17 protein-coding genes are annotated in these 21,545 nt (G+C 71.6%); 4 read left to right on the top strand and 13 right to left on the bottom strand.

Going from position 1 to position 21,545, the window contains the following annotated elements:
• Window positions 1-21: 21 nt before the first annotated feature.
• From ACFWNN_RS16880 to ACFWNN_RS16870, 3 genes are all read right to left on the bottom strand, one after another.
• Entirely contained in the window at window positions 22-2,334 is a 2,313-nt protein-coding gene (locus ACFWNN_RS16880; protein ID WP_382440826.1) for a hypothetical protein, read from the bottom strand.
• 203 nt (window positions 2,335-2,537) lie between these two features.
• Entirely contained in the window at window positions 2,538-3,215 is a 678-nt protein-coding gene (locus ACFWNN_RS16875) for a hypothetical protein (protein WP_382440825.1), read from the bottom strand.
• Window positions 3,212-3,580: a YchJ family protein gene (locus ACFWNN_RS16870; RefSeq protein WP_382440824.1), complete on the bottom strand. Its 369-nt coding sequence runs from the start codon at window positions 3,578-3,580 to the stop codon at window positions 3,212-3,214. The genes ACFWNN_RS16875 and ACFWNN_RS16870 overlap by 4 nt, the downstream gene beginning before the upstream one ends.
• A 95-nt stretch (window positions 3,581-3,675) precedes the next feature.
• Here ACFWNN_RS16870 and ACFWNN_RS16865 point away from each other — a divergent pair, with 95 nt between their 5' ends.
• A complete protein-coding gene (locus ACFWNN_RS16865) occupies window positions 3,676-4,227 on the top strand; it encodes a DivIVA domain-containing protein (RefSeq protein WP_382440823.1) in 552 nt (183 codons plus the stop codon).
• Window positions 4,228-4,340: 113 nt separating this feature from the next.
• Complete coding sequence (locus ACFWNN_RS16860) at window positions 4,341-5,090, top strand: SDR family NAD(P)-dependent oxidoreductase (RefSeq protein ID WP_382440822.1); 750 nt, start codon at window positions 4,341-4,343, stop codon at window positions 5,088-5,090.
• A 26-nt stretch (window positions 5,091-5,116) separates the two neighbouring features.
• Here ACFWNN_RS16860 and ACFWNN_RS16855 read toward each other — a convergent pair whose 3' ends face one another.
• From ACFWNN_RS16855 to ACFWNN_RS16845, 3 genes are all read right to left on the bottom strand, one after another.
• Window positions 5,117-7,498: a glycoside hydrolase family 32 protein gene (locus tag ACFWNN_RS16855; RefSeq protein ID WP_382440821.1), complete on the bottom strand. Its 2,382-nt coding sequence runs from the start codon at window positions 7,496-7,498 to the stop codon at window positions 5,117-5,119.
• A gap of 112 nt (window positions 7,499-7,610) precedes the next feature.
• Window positions 7,611-9,308, bottom strand: a complete 1,698-nt coding sequence (locus ACFWNN_RS16850; RefSeq protein ID WP_382440820.1) for an EAL domain-containing protein — start codon at window positions 9,306-9,308, stop codon at window positions 7,611-7,613.
• Window positions 9,309-9,545: 237 nt separating this feature from the next.
• A complete protein-coding gene (locus ACFWNN_RS16845; protein ID WP_285631181.1) occupies window positions 9,546-9,983 on the bottom strand; it encodes an Lrp/AsnC family transcriptional regulator in 438 nt (145 codons plus the stop codon).
• Window positions 9,984-10,114: 131 nt separating this feature from the next.
• Here ACFWNN_RS16845 and ACFWNN_RS16840 point away from each other — a divergent pair, with 131 nt between their 5' ends.
• Window positions 10,115-12,424 carry a pyruvate dehydrogenase gene (locus ACFWNN_RS16840; RefSeq protein ID WP_382440819.1) on the top strand — a complete coding sequence of 770 codons (2,310 nt, stop codon included), beginning with the start codon at window positions 10,115-10,117 and terminating at the stop codon, window positions 12,422-12,424.
• Here the strand turns inward: ACFWNN_RS16840 and ACFWNN_RS16835 are convergent.
• Genes ACFWNN_RS16835 through ACFWNN_RS16825 form a run of 3 tightly spaced genes read right to left on the bottom strand, consistent with a single transcriptional unit; the run spans window position 12,421 to window position 14,300 of the window.
• Entirely contained in the window at window positions 12,421-12,654 is a 234-nt protein-coding gene (locus ACFWNN_RS16835) for a methyltransferase (RefSeq protein WP_382440818.1), read from the bottom strand. The two genes, ACFWNN_RS16840 and ACFWNN_RS16835, sit on opposite strands and share 4 nt — an antisense overlap.
• Entirely contained in the window at window positions 12,644-13,195 is a 552-nt protein-coding gene (locus ACFWNN_RS16830; protein WP_382440817.1) for a methyltransferase, read from the bottom strand. The genes ACFWNN_RS16835 and ACFWNN_RS16830 overlap by 11 nt, the downstream gene beginning before the upstream one ends.
• Window positions 13,196-13,232: 37 nt before the next feature.
• Window positions 13,233-14,300, bottom strand: coding sequence for an epoxide hydrolase family protein (locus ACFWNN_RS16825; protein ID WP_382440816.1), 1,068 nt, complete (start codon window positions 14,298-14,300; stop codon window positions 13,233-13,235).
• Between the two features lie 38 nt (window positions 14,301-14,338).
• Here ACFWNN_RS16825 and ACFWNN_RS16820 point away from each other — a divergent pair, with 38 nt between their 5' ends.
• Complete coding sequence (locus tag ACFWNN_RS16820; RefSeq protein WP_382440815.1) at window positions 14,339-14,893, top strand: TetR/AcrR family transcriptional regulator; 555 nt, start codon at window positions 14,339-14,341, stop codon at window positions 14,891-14,893.
• A 16-nt stretch (window positions 14,894-14,909) separates the two neighbouring features.
• Here ACFWNN_RS16820 and ACFWNN_RS16815 read toward each other — a convergent pair whose 3' ends face one another.
• The 4 genes from ACFWNN_RS16815 to ACFWNN_RS16800 are packed head-to-tail and all read right to left on the bottom strand — an operon-like array spanning window position 14,910 to window position 21,540.
• Window positions 14,910-17,699, bottom strand: a complete 2,790-nt coding sequence (locus ACFWNN_RS16815) for a BTAD domain-containing putative transcriptional regulator (protein WP_382440814.1) — start codon at window positions 17,697-17,699, stop codon at window positions 14,910-14,912.
• A 42-nt stretch (window positions 17,700-17,741) separates the two neighbouring features.
• Window positions 17,742-18,227 (bottom strand): flavin reductase family protein, encoded by a 486-nt coding sequence (locus ACFWNN_RS16810; protein WP_382440813.1) that lies wholly within the window; start codon window positions 18,225-18,227, stop codon window positions 17,742-17,744.
• The gene (locus tag ACFWNN_RS16805) at window positions 18,224-20,362 is read right to left on the bottom strand and encodes a tetratricopeptide repeat protein (RefSeq protein WP_382440812.1); all 2,139 of its coding nucleotides are present in this window, start codon (window positions 20,360-20,362) and stop codon (window positions 18,224-18,226) included. Before ACFWNN_RS16805 ends, ACFWNN_RS16810 begins: the two co-directional genes overlap by 4 nt.
• On the bottom strand, window positions 20,359-21,540 hold the full coding sequence (locus ACFWNN_RS16800) for a hypothetical protein (protein ID WP_382440811.1): 1,182 nt from the start codon (window positions 21,538-21,540) through the stop codon (window positions 20,359-20,361). Before ACFWNN_RS16800 ends, ACFWNN_RS16805 begins: the two co-directional genes overlap by 4 nt.
• Between the last annotated feature and the right edge of the window lie 5 nt (window positions 21,541-21,545).

The following is a 21,545-nucleotide window of genomic DNA, read 5'->3' as shown; positions in this document are numbered from 1 at the left end:
CGGCGTAGCGGATGCCCAGGTTCAGGCCGTCACCTGGTGCGAGACCGGCAGCACGCGCAGGTTGGCGGCCGCCCGTTCCAGCTGCGAGAGCACGCTCGGGCGCAGGCCCGCGATCTCCTGGTCCGCCATCGGCCCGGCCATCTCCTGCAGCAGCACCTGCTGCGGGTGATCGCCCTCGGCGTCGGCGACGGCCAGCACCCGGAACGGCGTGCCGGGCGCGAAGACCACGCGTTCCTCGGTGGACACCGTGACGCGGTCCGAGACCTCGACCCGGCGGCCGGTGACCGACCAGATCAGGTACTCGGTGACGCCGTCGATGCGTTGCTGCGGGTTCGCGATGGTGTCCAGCAGGCCGTGGTCGACCAGGACGTCACCGCTGCGGTACCGGCGCGGTCCGGTCGGGCCGCTGACGCCCCAGACCGTCGCCACGCCGCTGTGCACCGGCAGGCGGTTCAGGCCCGAGACGATGCACGCGACGTACGGGCGCAGGCGGCCCAGGCGTCCCATGCGGAGCGTCTCGACGACCATGTCCTCGTCCTGCGACACGCACGCCAGCAACGCCGTGAGGTCGGTGACCGTGGCCTCGAACGCGGCCGGGTCCTCCTCGGCGTCCGGGCGCTGGGAGAGCAGCCGCACGACCGTCGCGGCGTGCACGCCGTAACGCTCGCCGAGCGCGCGGCGGACCGTGTCGCGTTCCGCGTCCGTGCTGCTGTGTTCGCGGGCGACCGTCTCGCGCTCGCCGTCGTCCTCGGGCGGGGCCTCCCACATCGCCAGCGGCTGCAACGGCAGCGGGCCGTCGACGCGGAACCTGATCGGGGTCGAGTCCGGGTCGTCCGACGGGAACGCGGCCTCGTCCGGGTCGTCCAGCGCGTGCGAGGTGACCTTCGCGATCGCCGGACCGGCGCTGATGGACGCGTAGGCGGGGCCGGACTCGGCCGGGGTGGCGGGCGTGAAGAAACCCGTGCCGCTGTCCGACGACTCACGCCGCGTCAACGCGTGTGCGGCCGTGCTGGGCGCCGGTTCGGGAGCGGGTGGCGGAGGCGGCGGCGGTGCCGTCACCTTCGAGTCGCAGAACACGAGACGCAGCAGCTTGCGCACCTCGGGCTCAAGACGTTCCACGAGAGCAGCGCCGTGCACCGCGACCGCACCGGGCGTCGTGCGTCCCGGCGTGCCCACGGTCAGACGCGCCCACTCCGGGTCCAACGGCTGTGTGCGCACTTCGGCCGCGTTGTACGGCTCGTCCTGCTCACGCACCCACAGACCGGACGGAACGACCTCCAGCACCACGCCGTCGCCGAGCGCGAACACGCCGGGCGAGACCTCGGTGAGGCCCTGCACGGGTGCCCGGTAGCCGGACACGACGGGCACGGACTCGTTCGGCAGGCAGGTGACCTCGGTGACGAACGGCCGCCAGGTCTGCTGGCCGCGCGGGTCGACCGCGATCACCGCGGGACCGCCGGTGCGCAGGTTGCCCACCGGCAGGCCGGTGAACATGGCGATCGGTTCGCCGATCTCGTCGGCGACGAGGCCGCCGATGTTGGCGTCGATGCCGTACGGGACGAGCCGCACGCGCGACCGGGCCGCCTGGGGCAGCGCCGTGAGCAGGCGGCACACCTCGTCGATCGGGATCGCCGACTGGCCGGGCCCGCCGACGACGACCGTCAGCACGTTGTCGCGGCACGGCAGCGCCACGATCGGCCGCGAGTCCTGGGCGGCCGGGTCGAACGGCGGCACCTGCGCGCGCAGCCACATGCCGCTCGGGATGGGTTCGGAGATGCCGATCTCGCCCGTCGGCCACGGCGAGTTCGGGTCCATCGCCTCCCACTGCGGCACCGGGAAGCGGCGGCCGAACGGCATCGGGGACGCGTTCGGCTGGAACTTGACCCAGCTGCCGTAGCCCTGGGTGCCGACGACGAACGCGGCACCGGGCACGGTGGTCAGCACGCCGTCCGGCGCGACGACCTCGGCCTGCAGCTGCTCGGTGAGCCACTGCGCGGGCGCGGTCGGCCGCATCGTGCCGGCGTGCGACACCGCGAGCCGGATGGGCCCACGGCCGTGCAGCGCCGTCACGACGTGCGGCCAGAAAGTGCTCTGGTCCCCGCTCGGGAAGTCGACGACGACCACCGTGCGACCGGGGTCGGCGGGCAGCGCGCGGGCGAGGCCCGTGGCGCCCTGGCTCGGGCCGTCCGGAGCGGAGACGACGAGCGTCGCCCCCACGAGGTTGGCCGCGAACGGCGTCCTCTGGGGCACCGACACCGGCTCCGGCGGCGGCACCGCGGCCGGGGGCGGCTCGTACAGATCCTGGTCCTGCTCAGTGCTCGTGATGGTCTGCACCCCGAAAACGCTCTGGCCAGAACTCTGCTGGGTCTGCTGGATCTGTGGTTGCTGCTCGCCTTGGGCGGCGGCACGTCGGCCCAACAAGCGCCTGATCACCTCCGTGCCATCCCGGTCACTCGCCCTTTCGGTGTAATCGGGCAACGGTCGTGCACGCTATCAAGACGCGCCGCACTCGTGTCACCCAGTCGGGTGGTTTGATCTCATCCGATCGAGACCCACACAGCGCGTGCTCGTCCACACACTCCGTCAGGGCCGATGATCGCGGACGCCGAGTAGGCCTTGCGCCCGTCCTTGCCAAGCTCCCACGCCAGCAGCACGTGGTCCACGCCCAGTTTCACCGGCTGCTCGACCTGGGCCACGAACGTGCCGAGCACGAACGCCGGTCCGCCGTCCGGGGCGACGGGCTGCGCGGAAGGGCAGTCGAGCGCGGCCCACACGATCTCCGGCAGCACGCTCACGCCGTCGTTCGGCAGGATCTCGGCAGGCCGCCACACGCCCGCCCACTCGCTGCGGCCCTCCAGCGGGCCGAGCAACGCGGCGATGCCGTCCTCCCGGTTCGGGCCGCAGCCGAAACACGTCGGGAACGGGTGCCTGTCGCGCCACGGGACCTGCGCGGACGCCTTGAGCGCCTCTTCGAGGTTGGGCGCGGCGGGCACCTCCAGGTCGAGCGTCGCGGGCTCGGCCGAGGCGATCACGGTCTCGCCGTCGAGCAGCTCGCCGTTCACGACCTCGAGGTCGCGGTCGAGCGGCACGGGCTTGCGCAACCGGACACTCACGGCGGACGCGTCGACGTGCGCGGCGAGCAGCCCCGCCGAGTAGCCGCCGTTGCCCATGCCGGGCGGTCCGTTGAACCTGCTCGCGACCCTCACCGCGCTCATTCCTGGCCCTCCAGGTACACCCACTGGCCGTTCTCCCGGACGAACTTGCTGCGCTCGTGCACGATGCCGCCGACGTAGTGCGCGCGGAACTCCACGACGCCCTCGTTCTGGAGCAACCCGCCGTTCACCGTCTCCAGGACCTCGAGCTTCAGCCAGCGGTCGGTCGAGTCGATCCCGGCGCTCGACGGGCGGTGCCGAGCGGCCCACGTGCGCAGCAGGTAGTCCTCGTCGTGCACCGCGAAAGCGCTGTACCGGGACCGCATCAGCTGCTCCGCGGTGGCCGCCTTGCGGGCTCCCGAGTGCAGCGCGCCACAGCAGTCCACATAGGAGCCGCCGGTGCCGCAGGGACACAGTTTGTTGTTCACGCCGACATTGTGCCTGGTAATCCCGTTAGAACCGATGCCGCGCTCTGTACGTACCCCTTGGCAAGACTGACTCGCGGGAGGCAGAGGAGACGGCAGTGAGTGTCGACAGCAGGACAGAGCTCGTACCGCTGCGCACGTGGTTCGGGCTGCGCTGGCGCGGCTACGACAGGGACGAGGTGGACGACTACGTCGCCGAGCTGGAGGCCGAGCTCCGCCTGGTCACGGCCGACCGCGACGCGTCGGAAGCCCGCGCGGAGGCCCTGGCCACCAGGCTGGTCACCGTGCAGGAGGAGAACGCCGCCCTTCAGGACGGCCTGCACCGCATCTGCCTCACCCCGATCGACCCGAAGGGCCTGCCCGAACGGCTCGCCCGCATGGTCGCCCTCGCCGAGGAGGAGCGCCGGGACGTCATCCGCGACGCCCAGCTCAAGGCGTTGATGATCGTGGGCGAGGCCGAGCAACGAGCCCGTGACCTGGACGAACAGTCGGCCGCCCAGCGCGAGGAGATCCGCGAGGACTTCCGTCTCGCGATGTCCGCACGCCGCGCCGAGGCCATGCGCGCGTTGGCCGAGCTCCGCAACGTGGCCCGCGACGAGGCCGAACGCATCGTCGCCGAGGCCAAGATCCAGAGCCTGCACATCGAGTAGCGGTTTGGGAGGATCAGGCAAGAGTTTGGGAGCTTCGGTCTCCCGACCACAGGTGTCTGCTTGGTCTTATTGGTTCACCGGAAATCCGAGCGAACCGACAAGGCGGCAGGAACATGTCAGTAGCGATCGTCACCGGCAGCAGCTCCGGCATCGGCTGGAGCACGGCCGTCGAACTCGCCGGGCGCGGCTCCGCCGTGATCCTCACCTACGGCTCCAACGAGGCAGGCGCCAAGCAGGCCGTCGCCCTGATCGAGCAGAACGGCGGCCGGGCCACCGCCCTGCACCTGGACCTGGGCCGCAGCGACACCTTCGCCGCGTTCCGCTCACAGGTCGCCGAGGTGCTGCGCGGCTGGGGCAGGGACACCTTCGACGTGCTCGTGAACAACGCGGGCTTCGCCGAGACCGCTCTGTTCCCCGACACCACCGAGGAGTTGTTCGACAGGTTCTACCGCGTGCTGCTCAAGGGCCCGTTCTTCCTCACCCAGACCCTGCTCCCCCTCCTCGCGGACGGCGGCGCGGTGGTCAACACGACGAGCAGCTCCACCGAGCAGGCCGAACCCGGCTATTCCGGCTACGCGACCATGAAGGGCGCGCTGGTCGTGCTGACCCGCTACCTGGCCAAGGAGCTGAGCCCGCGCGGCATCCGCGTCAACTCCGTCTCCCCCGGCGCCACCCGCACCCGGCTGGGCGGCGACGCCTTCGAGAAGTACCCGGAGGTGATCCCCGCCCTGGCCGCGAACACCGCGCTGGGCCGCGTCGGCGAACCGGACGACGTGGCCGTGGCGATCGCGGCGCTGGCGGGTGCGGACGGGCGGTGGATCACCGCGCAGAACGTCGAGGTGTCGGGCGGCTTCGGCCTCTAGCCGAGCACCAGGACGCCCTCGTGGCGCTAACCGAGCACGAGGTTGCGCATCGTGGCGGTGCCGGCGTACGCGTTCACCCCGATCCTCCCTTCCCCGTACGCCGAGTCGGTCGCGTCGATCACCGGCGCCGCACCCCGGTCGAACCACACCTGGATCCGCTGCCCCGTGGCCTGCACCTTCAGGTGGTGGCTCCGTCCGGGCACGATCGGCGCGGCGACGGCCGCGATGTCCCGTCCCGGCCGCCACAGCTTCACCACACCCGAGGCGTCGATGTTGGCCGTGTACCCGGCACCGTCGGCACCCGCGCGGAACGTCAGCCCGGCCGCCCCGCCGTTGACGATCGTCAGGTCGCCTTCGTAGACGAGGTCGGACGCGGTGCGGTCGCTGAGGTAGAAGGCGTCGCCGGGGGTCTGGGCGCGCAACGAGTCCGGGGTCGTGGTCCAGGTGCCGCTCGGGGCGGTCCACGGGCCGGACGGGAACGCGGTGAAGCCGGACCCGCCGGTGTTCAGGTTCTGCACGGTCGCCGCGCCGCGGTAGACGTTCGCACCGAACCGCCCGGAGGTGTGCGCCGTGTCGGTCGCGTCGATGATCGGGTTCGTGCCGTGGTTGAGCCAGACCCGCAACCGCGACCCGGTCGCCTGGACCTTCAGGTGGTAGCTGCGGCCCTGCGCGATCGGCATGGCGAAGGTCGCGATGTCACGACCGGGCCGCCACAGCTTCACCACGCCCGAGGCGTCGATGTTGGCGGTGTAGCCGGCGCCGTCGGCACCCGCGCGGAACACCAGACCGGCCGCCTGGGCCCCGTCCAGGCGCAGGTCGCCCTCGTAGGTCGCGTCGGCGGCCGTGCTCGCGCTCAGGTAGAACGCGTCACCGGTCGCCTGGGCGCGCTTGCCGCCGGCGACGTCCGTCCAGGAACCGGCGGTGGCGGACCAGGGGCCGCGCAGGTTGCTCTCCAAAGTGGACTGGGCGGTGCCCCAGCTCGTGCTGAGGCGGGTGAACTTCGCGTCCACCAACCGGACCGTGCCGCCGTCGGCGAACAACCTGATGCCCTGGCTGACGGCGGCGGAGTCGAAGTTCACGTTGTCCGCCAACGAGAACACGCCGTCGCCGCCGAAGATCTCCAGCTGGCCGCGGTCGACCAGGAGCTTGACGCTCACCTCGTCACCGTTGGGCTGGAAGGGCTTGCCGTACAACGTCTTCGCGGCGCGGTCGTAGGTGACGGTCCGGTCGGCGCTGCCGTCGGAACGGCTGTGCAGCGCGAAGCCGAACTCGCGGGCGGTCGCGCCGCGCAGGTCGAAGCGGGCGGTGATCTCGTAGGTGTCGGCGAGCACGCCGGAGAACGGGTTGTTCGTGGCCGTCACGGTGGTGTTGCGCCAGGTCCGGGTGTCGGCGCGGAGCGAGTCCAGTTCGGCAACGGGTGTCCGGGTGATGCGCGGGCCGTCGGGTGAGCTGATCAAGCCCAGCGCCACCGGGAAGGTCGCGTTGCCGGTCCAGACGCTGCCCCGGTTGCCGCCCTGCCAGGCCATCTGCACCACGCGGCCGTCCGGGGTGTTGTGGAACGTCTCGGCGGCGTAGAAGGTGCCGCCGGGGAACGTGGTGCCGTGGTTCATCTTCTTCGGCTGCGGCTGGTCGGTGCGGAACGCCTTGCCGTCGAACGAGCCCACGACGTACTCGCCGGTCGCCGAGGTGATCACCCAGCGCGGAACCCCGTTGAGCGGCACCACGAAGAGCTCCGGGCACTCGAACAACCAGTCGGCGGCGTATCGGCTGGCGAACGTCCACTTGAGGAGGTTCGGCGAGGTGTAGACGTCGACGCCGTTGCCGCCGCGGTTCGACCAGACGACCATGACCCACTGCCGTCGCTCGGCGTCCCAGACGACGTTGGGGTCGCGGCTCTCCTCCGGGATCTCGATCTGCTTGCGCCCGCCGTCGTACGCCTGGAAGCTGCGGCCGTTGTCGTTGCTGTAGAACACGCTGACGCCGTTGACGTTGGAGAAGACCACGATCGGGTCGAGCGCACCGGTCTTGAGTCCCGAGGTGTTGGCCTGGTCGACCACCCCGCCGCCGGAGAACAGCGTGCCGGGGTGCACGCCCGGTTCCAGCGCCACGGTCTTCTGGGTCCAGTGCACGAGATCCGGGCTCGTCGCGTGGCCCCAGTGCATCGTGTCCCACTCGAGGCCGTGCGGGTTGTGCTGGTAGAAGAAGTGGTAGAGGCCGTTGGCGAACACCAGCCCGTTGGGGTCGTTCATCCACCCCGACTGCGAGCTGAAGTGGAACTGACCGCGGAACGGCTCGGAGTAAGTCGTTGGCGCGTAAGGGAACTCTGGGTACTCCGGGGTCGTGCCCGCCGCAGCGGGACCGACCGGGACGAACAGGGCGACGAGCAGCACGACCAGCAGCGCACGCACGAGACCTCCCGGGACAACGTTGTCAGCCGTTGGTCACCGTGGCCCGGAACGAGCGCGCGTCACAACCGTCCGGATGGGTGAGAGCGTTCCCACTCCGTCTCGACAGGGACCGTCAGCCCGCAGACCAGACGCGGCCGGCCCAGATCTCGGCCTCTTCCCTGCTCTCGTACTGGGGCAGGTACGGGCCGGCGGCGACGAGCACGCCGAGCGAGTGCAGCAGGTCAGCCTGCGCCTGCGAGGCCACGCCGTGCGCGCCCACCACGATGCCCAGTTCCGCCGCCCGCTCGACGATGTGGCTGATCTGGCGCCGGGCCCACTCGGGAGCGTCGCCGGTGGCGGTGACGGCCACGACCGGGCCGACGAGCATCACCCCGGGCACCGGCAGCTCCAGCGCGGACAGCAGTTCGAGGTCGGGCAGCCCGGCCACGTCCATCACGAACACGATGCCGAGCCGCGCCAGCACGCCGATCGACTCCTGCAGGTCGCCCCGCTTGTCCAGCAGCGACGCGCTGTTCGTGCACAGCATCAGCCGCCGCGCCTCCAGGCCGTGGCGCTCGAGCTCGGTGCGGATGATGCGGACCAGGTCGGGGTCGATCGCCATGCGCTGGGGCAGGTTCAGGCACACGACCGGCGCTCCGTCCGCGAACCGGGCGTACCAGTCGGCGGCGGTCTCGACGGACTCCGCGAGCAGGTGCCGGCCCAGCGGCATGGTCATGCCGGTGAGCTCGGCGAGGGCGTACACCTCGTCCGCGCGCAGCATCCCGAGCGACGGGTGCCGCCAGGCCAGGCTCGCCTTGAGCGAGGTGATGACCGGGGCGTCGGGCAGGACGACCTGCGGCTGGTAGACGAAGCCGACCTCACCGACCTCGATCGCACCGGCGAGCGACGCCGCCAGGAAGTAGCGGTCCCGCGCCGCGCGGTCCGTCTCCGGGTCGAACAGGACCCACTGCGACTTGCCGAGCTCCTTGGCCCGGTGCAACGCGACCTCGGCGGACCGGGCCAGCGCCGCGTGGTCGGCGCCCGCGCGGTCCGCGACCACGATGCCCACGCTGGCGCTCACGCCGACCCCGATGTCGGAGCCGTGGTAGACGGGCTGCGCGAGCCGGTCGATCATCTCCTCGACCAGCGCCACGACCGACTGCTGGGTGAGATCTCCCTTGAGCGCCACGGCGAACTCGTCGCGGTACAGCCGCGCGATGAACGCGTCCTCGCCGGCGAAGACCTCGCGCAGGGTGGCGGCGGTGGCGTGCAGGACACGGTTCGCGAGGTCGGGCCCGAGGCCGTCGTTGATCACGCCGAACCCGTCGACGTCCACGAACAGCACGGCGATCCGGTCGCCGTCACCCGCGACCATGCCCTCCAGCTTGGAGCGGAAGTAGGCGTCGTTCGGCAGGCCCGTCAACGAGTCGTGCAACGTCTGGTGCCGGAACGTCTCCTGCAGCTGCCGCAGCTCCTGCTCGTCCTCGAACAGGAACAGCAGCCCTTCCTCCGGCAGGGCCGTGGCCGACACGCGCACGTACCGGCTCGGCGTCTCGGCCGAGACGATCTCCGCCTCGCCGCGCACGACCAGGTCGGCGTTGAGCCGCAGCTTGTTCACCGCGTCGGCCAGGAACGCCCCGGTGGTGCTCGTCGTCGCCATCTCGCCGATGCCGAACCCCAGGCGCGCCCCGATCTCGGTCTTCTCGACGAGGTCGGTGAACGCGGGGTTGGCGGCCCGCACGACGCCATCGGGATCCGTGATGACCGCGGCCGCCGGGCAGGCGCGGAAGAACGCGTCGAAGCGCTGCGGGGCACCGCTGGACGTCGTCACCGCGATACCTCACACCAAGCCGTTCGGGCAGCACAAGAGCAATACCCCGGAGGTTGCGCCAACGGGGTGACATCGATGCCGAGGTTCATCGCTTCCACCGTCCGTTCCTCTCCACGGGGGTCCCCTCGACAACGTTCGGGCCGAAAACGCATTCGGTTCACCCGCCACCGAATTCCACCCGACTTGGCCTGCTGACCTGCGCAGATGCGCTTGATCGACGGTACACGCAGGCGTGGCTCAGCGACGTTTGCGGCCCAGCACCATCAACGTCTTGGTGCCGATCACGAAGCCGCCCTCGCGCATCCGATCGATCACGTCGCGCACCTGGGCGACGTTGGTCAGCCGCACGCGGGCCAGGGCGTCGGGATCACCCGCGACGGTGACGATCTCCTGCACCTCGGGGATGCGCATCATCGCGTCGGTGACCTCCTCGACGCTGACGTCGCCCGCGAACCGGAGCTCCACCCACGCCTCCAGGCCCGCGCCGAGCTTGCCGTGGTCGACGAGCGCGGTGTAGCCGGTGATGACGCCGAGGCGCTCCAGCCGTTCGATGCGGCGCTTCACCGGGGCGGGCGACAGACTCACCCGATCGGCGATGTCGACCAGCGACCGGCGGCCGTCCTCGATCAGCAGCGCGAGGATCTCGCGGTCCAGGTCGTCGATCGAGTCCGCCATGAGCCAAACTCTAGTGGTTTGCGCAGTTTTCCATCAGGTCGTGGCGGTTTCCGCGACGGAAAACTGCACGATGACCTCGAAATCGCGCGTGATACTTGCGGCGCGTTCGCGGGCTCGTCTCCACTTCGTGCATGACGACGTTGAGCGCGCCCACCGCGACGGACCTGGATGTGCTGCAGAGCGTGGAGCAGCGCGTGCTGTGGCTGTCGACGGCGATCGTGGACCACGCGAACCGGGTGCGCCCCAACGCCTCGGGCCTCAAGGTGGGAGGCCACCAGGCGTCCAGCGCGTCGATCACGAGCATCATGACCGCGCTCTACTTCGAGCACCTGCGGCCGGAGGACCGCGTCTCGGTCAAGCCGCACGCCTCCCCCGTGCTGCACGCGATCGAGTTCCTGCTGGGGCAGCTCGACGCCGAGCACCTGACGACGTTGCGCGCGTTCGGCGGCCTGCAGAGCTACCCGTCGCGCACGAAGGACCCGGTGCCGGCCGACTACTCGACCGGTTCCGTGGGCATCGGGGCGACGGCGCCGATCTGGGGCGCGCTGTCGCGGCGGTACGTCGGCGGGCACTTCGCCGAGCAGCCGCTGGGCCGGCAGTACTCGCTGGTGGGCGACGCCGAACTGGACGAGGGCGCGGTCTGGGAGGCCCTCTGCGACCCGATGGTCGAGCGCCTGGGCGAGATCGTGTGGATCGTCGACTTCAACCGCCAGTCGCTGGACCGGGTGGTGCCGGTGCTCGCGGCCGACCGGATGCGCGCGTTGTTCACGGCGGCGGGCTGGCAGGTGATCACCGTCAAGTACGGCGCGGCGCTGGAGGCGCTGTTCCGCCGGCCCGGCGGGGAGGCGTTGCGCGACCGCATCGACACCATGACGAACGCCGAGTACCAGCGACTTCTGCGCCACACCCCGGAAAAGCTGCGCTCGTTGCTGCCCGGCGACGGCCCCGACGCCGCGCGCATCGCCTCGCTGGTGTCCGATTTGGACGATGCGGAGCTCGCGACGGCGTTGCGCTCCCTGGGCGGGCACGACCACGCCGCGTTGCGCGGGGCGTTCGCCGAGATCGACGACAGCCGGCCGACCGTGATCATCGCCTACACCGTGAAGGGACACGGCCTGCCGACCGCCGGGCACCCGCAGAACCACTCGGCGCTGCTGACCGGCGCCCAGTTCGAGGAGCTGGCCGAGCGGTCGGGGATGTCCGCTTCCCAGCCGTGGCAACGCTTTGCCGACGGCTCCGCCGAGCAACTGCTGTGCTTCTCCGCCGCTGCCCGCCTGCGCCGCGAGCCGATTCCGCCGTCCGCTCCTCCCGCCGTGCCAACGGATCTGGGCCGCACGCCGTCCGGAACCGCGACCACGCAGTCGGCTCTCGGCCGCACCCTGCTCGACCTGAACCGGGTGGCACCCGAGGCGGGCGCGCGGGTCGTCACGGTCTCGCCGGACGTCAGCTCCAGCACGAACCTGGGCGGCTGGGTGAACAAGGTCGGCGTCTGGTCGACCAGCGAGAACGTCGACTGGTTCGCCGACGACGCCGAGACGATCCTGCACTGGCGCGAACGCCCGACCGGCCGGCACATCGAACTCGGCATCGCCGAGACCAACCTCGTCGGCCTGCTGGGCGAGCTGGGCGCGACCTGGAACCGTTGGGGCCAGCCACTTCTGCCGATCGGCGTGCTCTACGACCCGTTCGTGTCCCGCGCCCTGGAGCCGTGGTCGTTCGGCCTGTACGCGGGCGGCCAGTCGATCCTCGTCGGCACCCCGTCCGGCGTCACGCTGGCCCCCGAGGGCGGCGCGCACCAGTCGATCACCACGCCGTCCATCGGCATCGAACAGCCCGGCTGCACCACCTGGGAACCGGCGTTCGCCCTGGACACCGAGTGGTGCCTGCTGGCCGCCCTGGGCCAACTCGGCCGCCCCGACGGCACCTCCACCTACCTGCGCCTCTCCACCCGCCCGGTCGACCAGACCCTGGCAGCGGTGCCTGTGGACCCCGCCGCCCGCGAACGACGCCGTCGCCAGGTGGTGGCAGGCGGCTACCCGCTGCGCCGCAACGCCACCGCGGACGTGACGATCGTGACCATGGGCGCGCTCGTCACCGAGGCCCTCCTCGCCGCCGACCGCCTCGCCGCGCTCGGCACCACCGCCGACGTCGTCTGCCTGACGAGCCCGGACCTGATCTTCCGCGCGGTGCAGGCACGTCGCGGACGTTCGTCCGCGCCGACGTGGATCCTCGACACGCTCTTCCCGTCCCCCACACCCCTCGTCACCGTGCTGGACGGCCACCCGCACACCCTGGCGTTCCTGGCGGGCGTCACCGGCCGGGGCGCCGTGCACCTGGGCGTCTCTGCGTTCGGTCAGTCCGGCGACCTCGACAGCGTCTACCGCCACCACGGCATCGACACGGACAGCATCATCAGCGCCGCCCTGGACGTGATCCCCTAGACCAACTTCGCGTCGTCCGGCTCGTCGCCGGGCCGGACGACGGCGTTGAACACGGCGATCCGGCCGCCGGGCCTCATCGCCTTGCGGCAGTTGGTGAGGATGCACACGCACTCGTCGTCGTTCCAGTCGTGCAGCACGCACGACAGCACGTAGAGGTCTGCGGGCGGCACCCCGTCGAAGAAGTCACCGGCCACTTCGCTCCACCGCGCGGGTGCGACGTCACTCGGCACCGTGCAGGACGTCACGCAGGAAGCCCCCGGTCCCGCCTCCGACGTCCACCACGGTGCCGGTGGTGGGAAAGTCGTAGACGTCCAGTGCGAGCCGCCGGGCCGCCCCGGAGAAACTCCCCATCCCACCGTGGAACTCGGCCCGCGCGTCCCCCGCGACGTAGTCGAAGAACGGTTTGCCGAACAGCGCCGGGAACGACGGCTCACCGGTCCGGATGCTGTGGCCGAGGTCGAACGCGCTGGCCCAGTGCGTGTGCATGGTGCTCATGACCACTCCCCACCGCGCGGAGTAAGGCGAGTCGGTGCGCAGCCCCTGCCCGAGCTCCGTCAGGGCGAAACGGCCGTCCGCCTCCTGCCGGAACACCCCGATGGTCGCGAGCAACCGCAGCACCCGCCTGAGGTGATCGGCGTCCGCACCGGTCTCCGCGGCCAGTTCCTCGACATGCCGCGGCTCGTCGCCCAGCCGGTCGGCGACCCCGAGTTGCGCCACCGCGCGCAGGGCGGCGGACTTCAGGTAGGAGCGCGCCTCGCCGAAAGTCCACACAGGACGCTCTTTCGCCGCGTGTTCACGATTTCAGCTGTCAGATGTCGGCGACCGCAGCAAAGGGGCCACCTACCAGCGCGACCGCGCGGCGCAGGTCCTCGACGTAGGCCGCCGGCTGCTCCCAGGCCGCGAAGTGACCTCCCGCCGGGTGTTCGACGTACTCGCACACGTTCAGGAACGCCTCGGCGTAGCTTCGCGGCTCGGGCTTGATGTCGCGCGGGAAGATCGACAACACGGTCGGCGTCTCGACCCGGCCGGACAGCGCGGCGGGCTCGGTGTAGGTGGTGAACGAGGTGCCGATCGTGCCGGTGACCCAGTAGGCGGTGATCCAGGTGAGCAGGTCGTCGGTGCCGAAGGCCGAGTCGTCCGACCACGACTCCAGCTTCTCGGCGATCCACGCGGCCAGGCCCGCCGGCGAGTCGCCGAGCGCGACGGCGAGCGTGTTCGGCCGGGTCGACTGCGCCGCGATGTAGGCGCCGTCGGTCCGGAACCACTGCGCCGTGCGGGCGAGGTAGGCCGCGGCGTCGGGGGCGAGCGTCGCCGCGTCCGCGGTCAGGGCGCGTTGCGGGGCCACGTTCGTCAGGTGCAGCGAGGCCACGCGGTCCGGGTGCCGGGTCGCGAGGATCTCCGCCACCGTGCCGCCCACGTCCCCGCCGGACACGGTGTACCGCTCGTAGCCGAGTTCGTCCAAGGCGGCCGCGATCACCGTGGCGATCCGCTCCACCGAGACGCCGGGGGTGTCCAGCGGTGGCGCGAAGGGAAAACCCGGCAGCGCGGGGACCACCAGGTGCACGTCGGTCAGCAGCGGCAGGACGCGCTCGAACCGCAGCACCGAGTCCGGCCAGCCGTGCAGCAGGACCACGACCGGAGCATCGGGGTCCGCAGCCCGCCGGTGGATCACGCGCAGGTCGATCTCACCGGCCGGCACCGTCTCCCACGGGAGCGCGGCGATGCGCCGTTCGTGCACGGCCCAGTCGTAGCCGTCAGCCCACCGCTCCAGCAGCTCGTCCAGGCGCGCACGCCTGATCCCCCTTGCCGGGTCGTCGGCCCAGGGCGTCGTCACGCGTCGCGTGCGGCGAAGTCGTTCGCGTGTCTCCTCAGTCATGTGTACGACCATACACATCGTTGTGTATGGTCGTACACATGACGTCCCGCAACGCCGCCGCCACCCGGTCCCGGATCCTCGACCAGGCACGCCACCAGTTCGCCCAGCACGGGTACACGGCGGTCACGGTCAAGGGGGTGGCCGACGCGGCCGGCGTCTCGCCGAACCTCATCACCCGCTACTTCGGCGGCAAGGACGGCCTGTTCCTCGCCGCCGGCGAGGTGGAGATCCCCGTCGAGAACTCCTTCGACGGCGACCTCTCCGGCCTGGGCGCGCGACTCGCGGCGAACATCGTGCGCCGCTGGTGCGGCCAGCCGGGCGAGGACCCGTTGCTGGTGCTGCACCGGGCATCGGGCGACCGCCCGGAGGTGGCGGAGACCTTGGCCGCGTTCCTCGACACCCACTCCCTGCTGCCGCTGCGGCGCTACCTGCACGACAACGGCGTCGCGGACGCGTTCGGCAGGGCGGCGGCCATCGACGCGCTCGTCCTCGGTGTGTCGACCCGGCGGCGGGTGCTGCGCGACGAGCTGGGCGACCCGGCGGAGCTCGAAGCCTGGCTGGGAGCCGCCATCCAGCGCCTCGCCGACGGGTGAGCCTGCCGACAGGCCTTCAGCCCGCGCGCCGGGCGATGCGGTCGGCCGCCTGGTGGAGGTTCTGGCCGCGGTAGAGGTCGACCGCCGACTGCCAGCACCGCCTCGCCTGCTCGGGTTCGCCGAGATCGCGGTGCGTGTCGCCGAGCGCGGCGAACGTGCCCGCCTGCCGGTAGGTGTTGTCGAGGTCGCGCCACAGCGCCAGCGCGCTCGTGTAGTGCTGGAGCGCCTGGCGGTGGTCCCCGGTGTTGCCGGCGATGGCGCCGAGGCTGTCCAGGCTGTCGGCCTGGCCGTAGACGTCGTCGTCCCGCCGGCACAGCGCGAGCGCGGCCTCGCAGATGCGGTGGGCGCGGGCGTGGTGCCCCAGGCGGGTGAAGGCGGCGCCCATCATGCTCAGGGCGCGGATCTCCCACCGCGTGTTCCCGGCGACCCGGTACAGGTTCCTGGCCTCGGTGAGGTGGGTCAGCACGGCGAGGTCGTCCTTGCGCCACGTCAGCGCGAGCGCCAGGACCAGGTGCGCGCCCGCCTCGCCGAGGGTGTCGCCGACCTCCGCGGACAGCCCCAGCGACCGTCTCAAGTGGAGCAACGCGTCCTCGTCGCGGCCCAGCGGCGCGTACACGAGGCCGAGCCTGCGGTGGGCGCGGGCCTGCACGGCGAGGTCGCCCAGTCGTTGCGCGGCGGTGAGTCCCGCCTGCCAGGAGGCGATGTTGTCGTGCAGGTGCCCGCGGCGGTAGTGGTAGTTGTCGAGCGACCAGGCGAGCTGCCACACCACCGTGTCCCAGCCCGCGTTCTCGGCCTCGGCGCGCGCGGCCAGGACACAGCGGTGGTTGGCGTCGAACCACGCCATCGCCGCCGCGCCATCAGGCAACGGGTGGGGGACGCAGTCGGCCGCGTCCAGGGCGATCGGCGGGTGTTGCCGGTCGAGCAGCCTGCTGCCGTCGTGCGCGGTGTGCAGGTAGTAGCCGACGACGCGCCGCAGTGCCCCGTCCCGCTCCGGCTCGTCGTCCAGCGCCACGGAATGGGCGTGCTGGCGGACCAGATCGTGGAAGCGGTACCGGCCCGGCGCGGGTTCCTGCAGCAGGTGGTCGTCGACGAGGTTCTGCAGCAGCCGTTCGGCTTCCACCAGGTCCACGGCCGCGAGCGCCGCCGCCGCGTGCGCGTCGAAGTCCGGGCCGGGGTGGACGCCGAGCAACCGGAACAGGCGGCGCTGCGGTGCCGGAAGGTGTTGGTAGGACAGGGCGAACGCCGCCGCGACGCTGCGGTCCCCCGCCTCCAGCTCGACGAGCGGCGAGTGCGCCTGGCGCAGCCTCTCGGCCAGGTAGCCGACCGTCCACGCGGGACGGGCCCGCAACCGGGCGGCCGCGATGCGGATCGCCAGAGGGAGGTGGCCGCACAGCGCCACGACCTCGTGCACCGCCGGATCGTCGCCGCCGCCCGCGACGCTGGTGAACAACGCGACCGCGTCGGCTTCCGGCAGCACGTCGAGCGACACGACCCTGGTCGCGTCGAGGTCGACCAGGCGGCGCCGGCTCGTGATCAGGGTCAGGCTGCGCGACGTGCCGGGCAGCAGCGGGCGCACCTGCGCCGCGTCGGCGGCGTTGTCCAGCACGACGAGCACCGACCGCGTCGCGAGCTCGGCCCGCCACAGCGCCGCGCGTGCGTCCGGGTCCTGCGGGATCCGGTCCGGCGGCACGTCCAGGGCGCGCAGCAACGTGTCCAGCGCGGTCATCGGCGCCATCGGCTGCTGGCTGGGCGCGTGCCCGTGCAGGTCGATGAACAGCCGGTCGTGGTAGTCCCCGGCGAACCGGTGCGCGGCGTGCACGACGAGCGTGGTCTTGCCGACCCCGGCCATCCCGTCGATCGCCTCGATCACGACGGCGTGCCTGCCTGCGGCCCGCGCGGTCTCCAGCAACGCCAGCTCGGCGTCGCGGCCGGCGAAGTCGGGCACGTCGCCGGGGAGGTCGTCGCGGGCGGGATCGTGCTGTGCCACGACGGGCACGCCGAACAGCCGGGCGTCGTTGTCCAGCACCTGCTGGTGGATCTCTGCGAGGCGCGGGGACGGGTCGAGCCCGAACCGGTCGATCAGCACGGCACGGGCGCGCAGGTAGGACTGCAACGCCTCGGCCTGCCGGCCGGCCCGGTAGAGGGCGGTCATCAGCTGTCCCCACAGGCGTTCCCTGCCGGGATGCCGTTCGGTCAGCTCGGCGAGCTCCTCGACCAGCGTCACACCCGCACCGGTCGCGAGGTCGGCGTCGACGCGGTCCTCCACAGCCCCGAGCCGCACTCCTTCCAGCCGGGCCGCCTCGGTGCGCAGCACCGGCGTGGCGGCGAACTCGCCGTACGCATCACCACGCCACATCGTCAGCGCGAGCGAGAGCTGTTCGGCGGCGTTCGCGGCCCGCCCTGCGGCCAGGGCGTCCCGGCCCGCCTCGACGAGCCGCTCGAACCGCCGGGCGTCCACGAGGTGCGGTTCGAGCCGCAGCACGTACCCCGCCCGGTGCGTGACGATCAGCCGCTCGACGGCGAGTGCGCGGCGCAGCCGGGAGACGTAGCTGCGGACGGTGCGGTGCGCGTCGGGCGGGGACACCGCGCCCCACAACGCTTCCACCATCGTGGCGACCGTCGTCACCCGGCCCGCGTTCGCCGTCAGCAGCGCGAGCAACGTCCGGATCCGCGGCCCGCCCAGGTCGAGCACCTCGTCGTCCACGCGCACCTCGAACGGCCCCAGCACCTGGAACTGGGGCTGTCGCGCGGCGAGGTCCGTGTCCACGCTGTACAAGGAGTCGCCCGCGACAACCGGGATACGCATCTGTCTCAGAGCGACAAAACTGCCGCCGCACAAGAGAAACGGTCATCCGCGGGCCAAACGGCCATACCCGCCGTCGTAGTGCACGAGGGGCTTCCTGGCTGGCGACTCGCGTTCGACGGCCACCACGAGACCGACGACGAGCGCGTGCCGGCCGACCCGGATCCGTTCCAGCGGCGCGATCCTCCAGCGCGAGAGGACACCGGGCAGCGCGGGCAACCCCGCGCTGTCGCGGTACCACCGGGTCCCAGGGCCGAACTTGTCCGCACCCGGCCTGCTGAACGCGCGGGCGACGTCCTCCTGGTCGTCCGCCAGCAGGTTGACCACGACGTGCTCGGCGGTCTCGACGACGGCCCAGGACGCCGACTTCGTGCTGATGGCGAAGGAGAGCAGCGGAGGGTCGAGCGACACCGGCGCGATCGACGTGGCGCAGAACCCGACCGGCGTGACCAGTCCCGCGGTGACCACGGCGACGCCCTTGGCGTGCTGATGCAGCGCCGAGGAAAGCCCCTCCGGAACCGTCGTCGTCACGCCACGCCCTCCGCGATCCGGTCCGCGTACGGGGAGACGTCGTCGCCGTAGGCCGCGAGGTGCGCCTCCCAGTCCGCGCGGGCACCGATGGCGTCCCCGACGGCGTGCCGGCTCACACCCCGCAGGTAGAGCAGGTCCGGGTCGTCGGCGCCGCCGGCCAGCGCGGCGTCGAGGTCCCGGACGGCCTGGCGGTGGTTTCCCAGCTCCTGCAACGCGATCGCGCGGTTCGCGCGCAGCGTTCCACCGTCCTCCAGCCGGATCGCCTCCGTGAGGTCCTCCACCGCCTGGTCCGGCCTGCCGGTCGTGAACGCCAGCACCGCCCGGTTCGCCCAGGCCGCCACGAGCGTCGAGTCCTCGGCCAGCGCGGCGGAGTAGTGCTCCCAGGCGGCCTCGTTCTCGCCGACGTCGGCGAGCAGGCTCCCGCGGGCCGCGAGCAACCGGGCGTTGCGCGGGTCGAGCGTGAGCCCGTGGCCGACGTCCGCGGCCGCCCGTTCCACGTCCCCGTTCGCGAGCAGCAGGTCGACCCGGTTGACGAGCGAGTCGACGTGGTCCGGTTCGAGCACCAGCGCGTAGTCGAGGTCCCGCAGCGCCGCCTCGTCGTCGCCGAGTTCGCGCAGCAGGTCCGCGCGGTTGTAGTGGGCCTCGTGGAACGGCGGGCTCAGCCGGATCGCCGCCGCGTAGTCCTCGAGCGCCTCGGCCTCACGCCCCGCCGCCCGGCGCACGGTGGCCCGGTCGAAGTAGTACTCGCCGTAGTTCGGATCGCGCCGGATGACGTCGTCGTAGTCGAGCAACGCCTCGGCGTGCCTCCCCATCGCCGCGAGCACCTGCGCCCGGTTGTGCGTGAGCACCGAGCGGTGCAGCAGCTGTTCCTCGTGCCCCAGGTGGGAGTCGGTCATCCGGATCGCCTCGTTCACGAGGTCCAGCGCGGCCTGGAGATCCCCGCGGTGCAACTCCACCAACGCCTTGCCGTTGCGCATGAACGCGCCGTTGAACGTGCGCCGCTCGGGCTTCGGGTAGTTGTCGGCGAGGACGATCGAGATGTTCGACCACTCCAGCGCGAGCTCGTGGTCGAGGGTGTCCTTCGGCAGGTAGCGGGTGTGCAGCATCGCCGTCATGTAGCTCGACCGCATGTGCATCTCGGCGTCGGTGGTGTGCCGCAGCTCGCCGAGGTACCGCGCGGCCTCCTCCCCCGGCCCGAGGTACGACAGGCACGCGGCGACCTTCGTCGTCAGGTTCCAGTACAGGTGCGGGTGCTCCTGCGCCGAGACGAGCTCCCGTCCGCGCAGCGCCAGATCCATCGACGCGTGGTAGTAGCCCAGCTCGAGGCATCGGGTGGTGGCGGTGAGCAGTGCCTCGCCCGCGGCGGCGAGGTCCGTGCCGCGTTCCAGGTGGTACGGGATGGCGCCGAGCTCGAAGCTCGGATCTCCCCACGCCGCAAGCACTTCCGCCCGTTCGGCGTGCCGGCGGGCCCGGTCGTCCGGCGCCAGCGCGTCGTACGCCCTCAACACCTCCTCGACGTCGAGCACGCCGTCCGAGTCGATGTGCAGCTGCGCCAGGTCCCCGTCCAGCACGGGCTTCTGCAGCAGGCGGGCGCTCGTCGTCGCGTACCTCGTCAACGCCTCCGCGAGCACAGTGTCCTCACCGGGGTCGTCGAGCTCGACGACCACCGTCAGCTCGCGCGGGTCGCAGCGGCGCAACAGCACCCGCAGCAGTTCGCGATCGGTCTCATCGGCCTGCGCCACGTCCCGGAACGCGACGACGACACCGTCCGGGTGCCGCACCCGTGCCCAGTCCATCAGCAGCTCCGCGACGCCGTGCACCAGCCGTTCGGTGCGGCCCGCGGAGTAGAACCGCGTGCGTTCCCTGGGAGCGGCCGCCTCGGTGAGCGTCTTCTCCGGCAACGGCAGCACGGCGGCGAGCTCCGGCGCGATCGCCACGACGTTCGTGGCCCTGGGCAGCACCAGATCGGCGTTGTGCGCCAACAGTTCCGGCACGATCTGCCGCAGCAGCGCACCAGCGCCGGTGTACGGCCCGCGCAGCCGGCGGTGACACGTGACGCCGACGTGCGCGACAGGCGCCGGTGCCAGCGAGTCCGAGGTGACGGCCCAGCTGTGCCGGGCCTGCGATGAGGTCATGCGAACGCTCCTTGCCGAGCCCTGGTGCGGTTCCGGGCGCGCCGGTCCCGCACGGTGACGTAGATCAGCAGACCCGCCTGCGCGGCGGCCATGCCGAGGAAGATGAAGGTGTCGATCACTTCCGAGGTGGGCGTGCCCGGCGCCGCGAGCCGTTCGAACACCGTCGACCAGAACCGCCACACCGTGGGAATCCCCGCCCACGCAAGGCTTCCCAGCGAGAACCCGTACCCGAGGACCAGCAGCGGCGCGTACCAGCGCGCCACCACGAGGTCCCGGTCCGTCCACTCCTCGTCGGGAGCTGCAGGCGCGCGCCCGAGCAGCCGCCGGAACCGCGACTTGATCAGGAACCGCGTGGCGTTCTGCAGGTCCGCACAGCGCAGCGCCGTCGCGATCACGTGGTACAGATCGGTTTCGAGGTAGAACATGAACTGCCACACCAGCCGCAGCAACGTGCTGAACGAGATCGCGAGCAGCATCCCTGACACCCACGCCGGCACGGTGTCGTCGAGTGCGGCAGCGCTCAACGTGAACACCGCCACCAAAATCGTGTCCAGCAACATCCCCGCCAGGAACGGCAAGTACCGCTGCCGTCGCGGCACGCTCAGCAACGAGTCCAGCCGAGTCTCCGCGACCAGGTAGTACAACCGCCGCCCGATCCCGAGCGTCGACGGCAACCCGAGCCGCCGCCCCGCCAGCACGTGGAACCACTCGTGCAACAAGACCAGCGGGATCTGCGTGAAGGTCAGCACGATCGGGATCAACGAGATGTGGTCGGTGAAGAAGAACGCCTCGTACGAGGGCCGAAGCGATGGCACCCGCACCATCGCCACGACCGCGCCCACGATCAACGCGACGTAGAGGCACCACGCCGGCCACGAGAACGCCCACCGTCCCGCACGCTGCCAGCGCACCGGCTCGGGCACCGGTGCGTCAGCACCCTCGGCCACCAGGAAGCCGAGGTCGTCGAGCACCTCGAAGAAGTCGTCGAAATCCAGCGGCGTACCGCATTCCCGCTCGTACCAGGCGGCAACCTCGTCGAGCGGCGTCCCGGCCCCCAACCGGCGCAACGTCTCCGCGCCCTCCTCCGGGAACATCGCGTAGGAACCGGTGTCCGGGCGACCGACCATGACGCCGTCGCGTTCCGCCACCATCGTGAGCCGGTGCAGGCGCACGGACATGCGGC

It is taken from the genome of Lentzea sp. NPDC058450, from assembly GCF_042721395.1.
GTDB lineage: Bacteria > Actinomycetota > Actinomycetes > Mycobacteriales > Pseudonocardiaceae > Lentzea.
The sequence above is the reverse complement of the archived record's forward strand: the minus strand, read 5'-3'. Positions and strand labels throughout refer to the sequence as shown.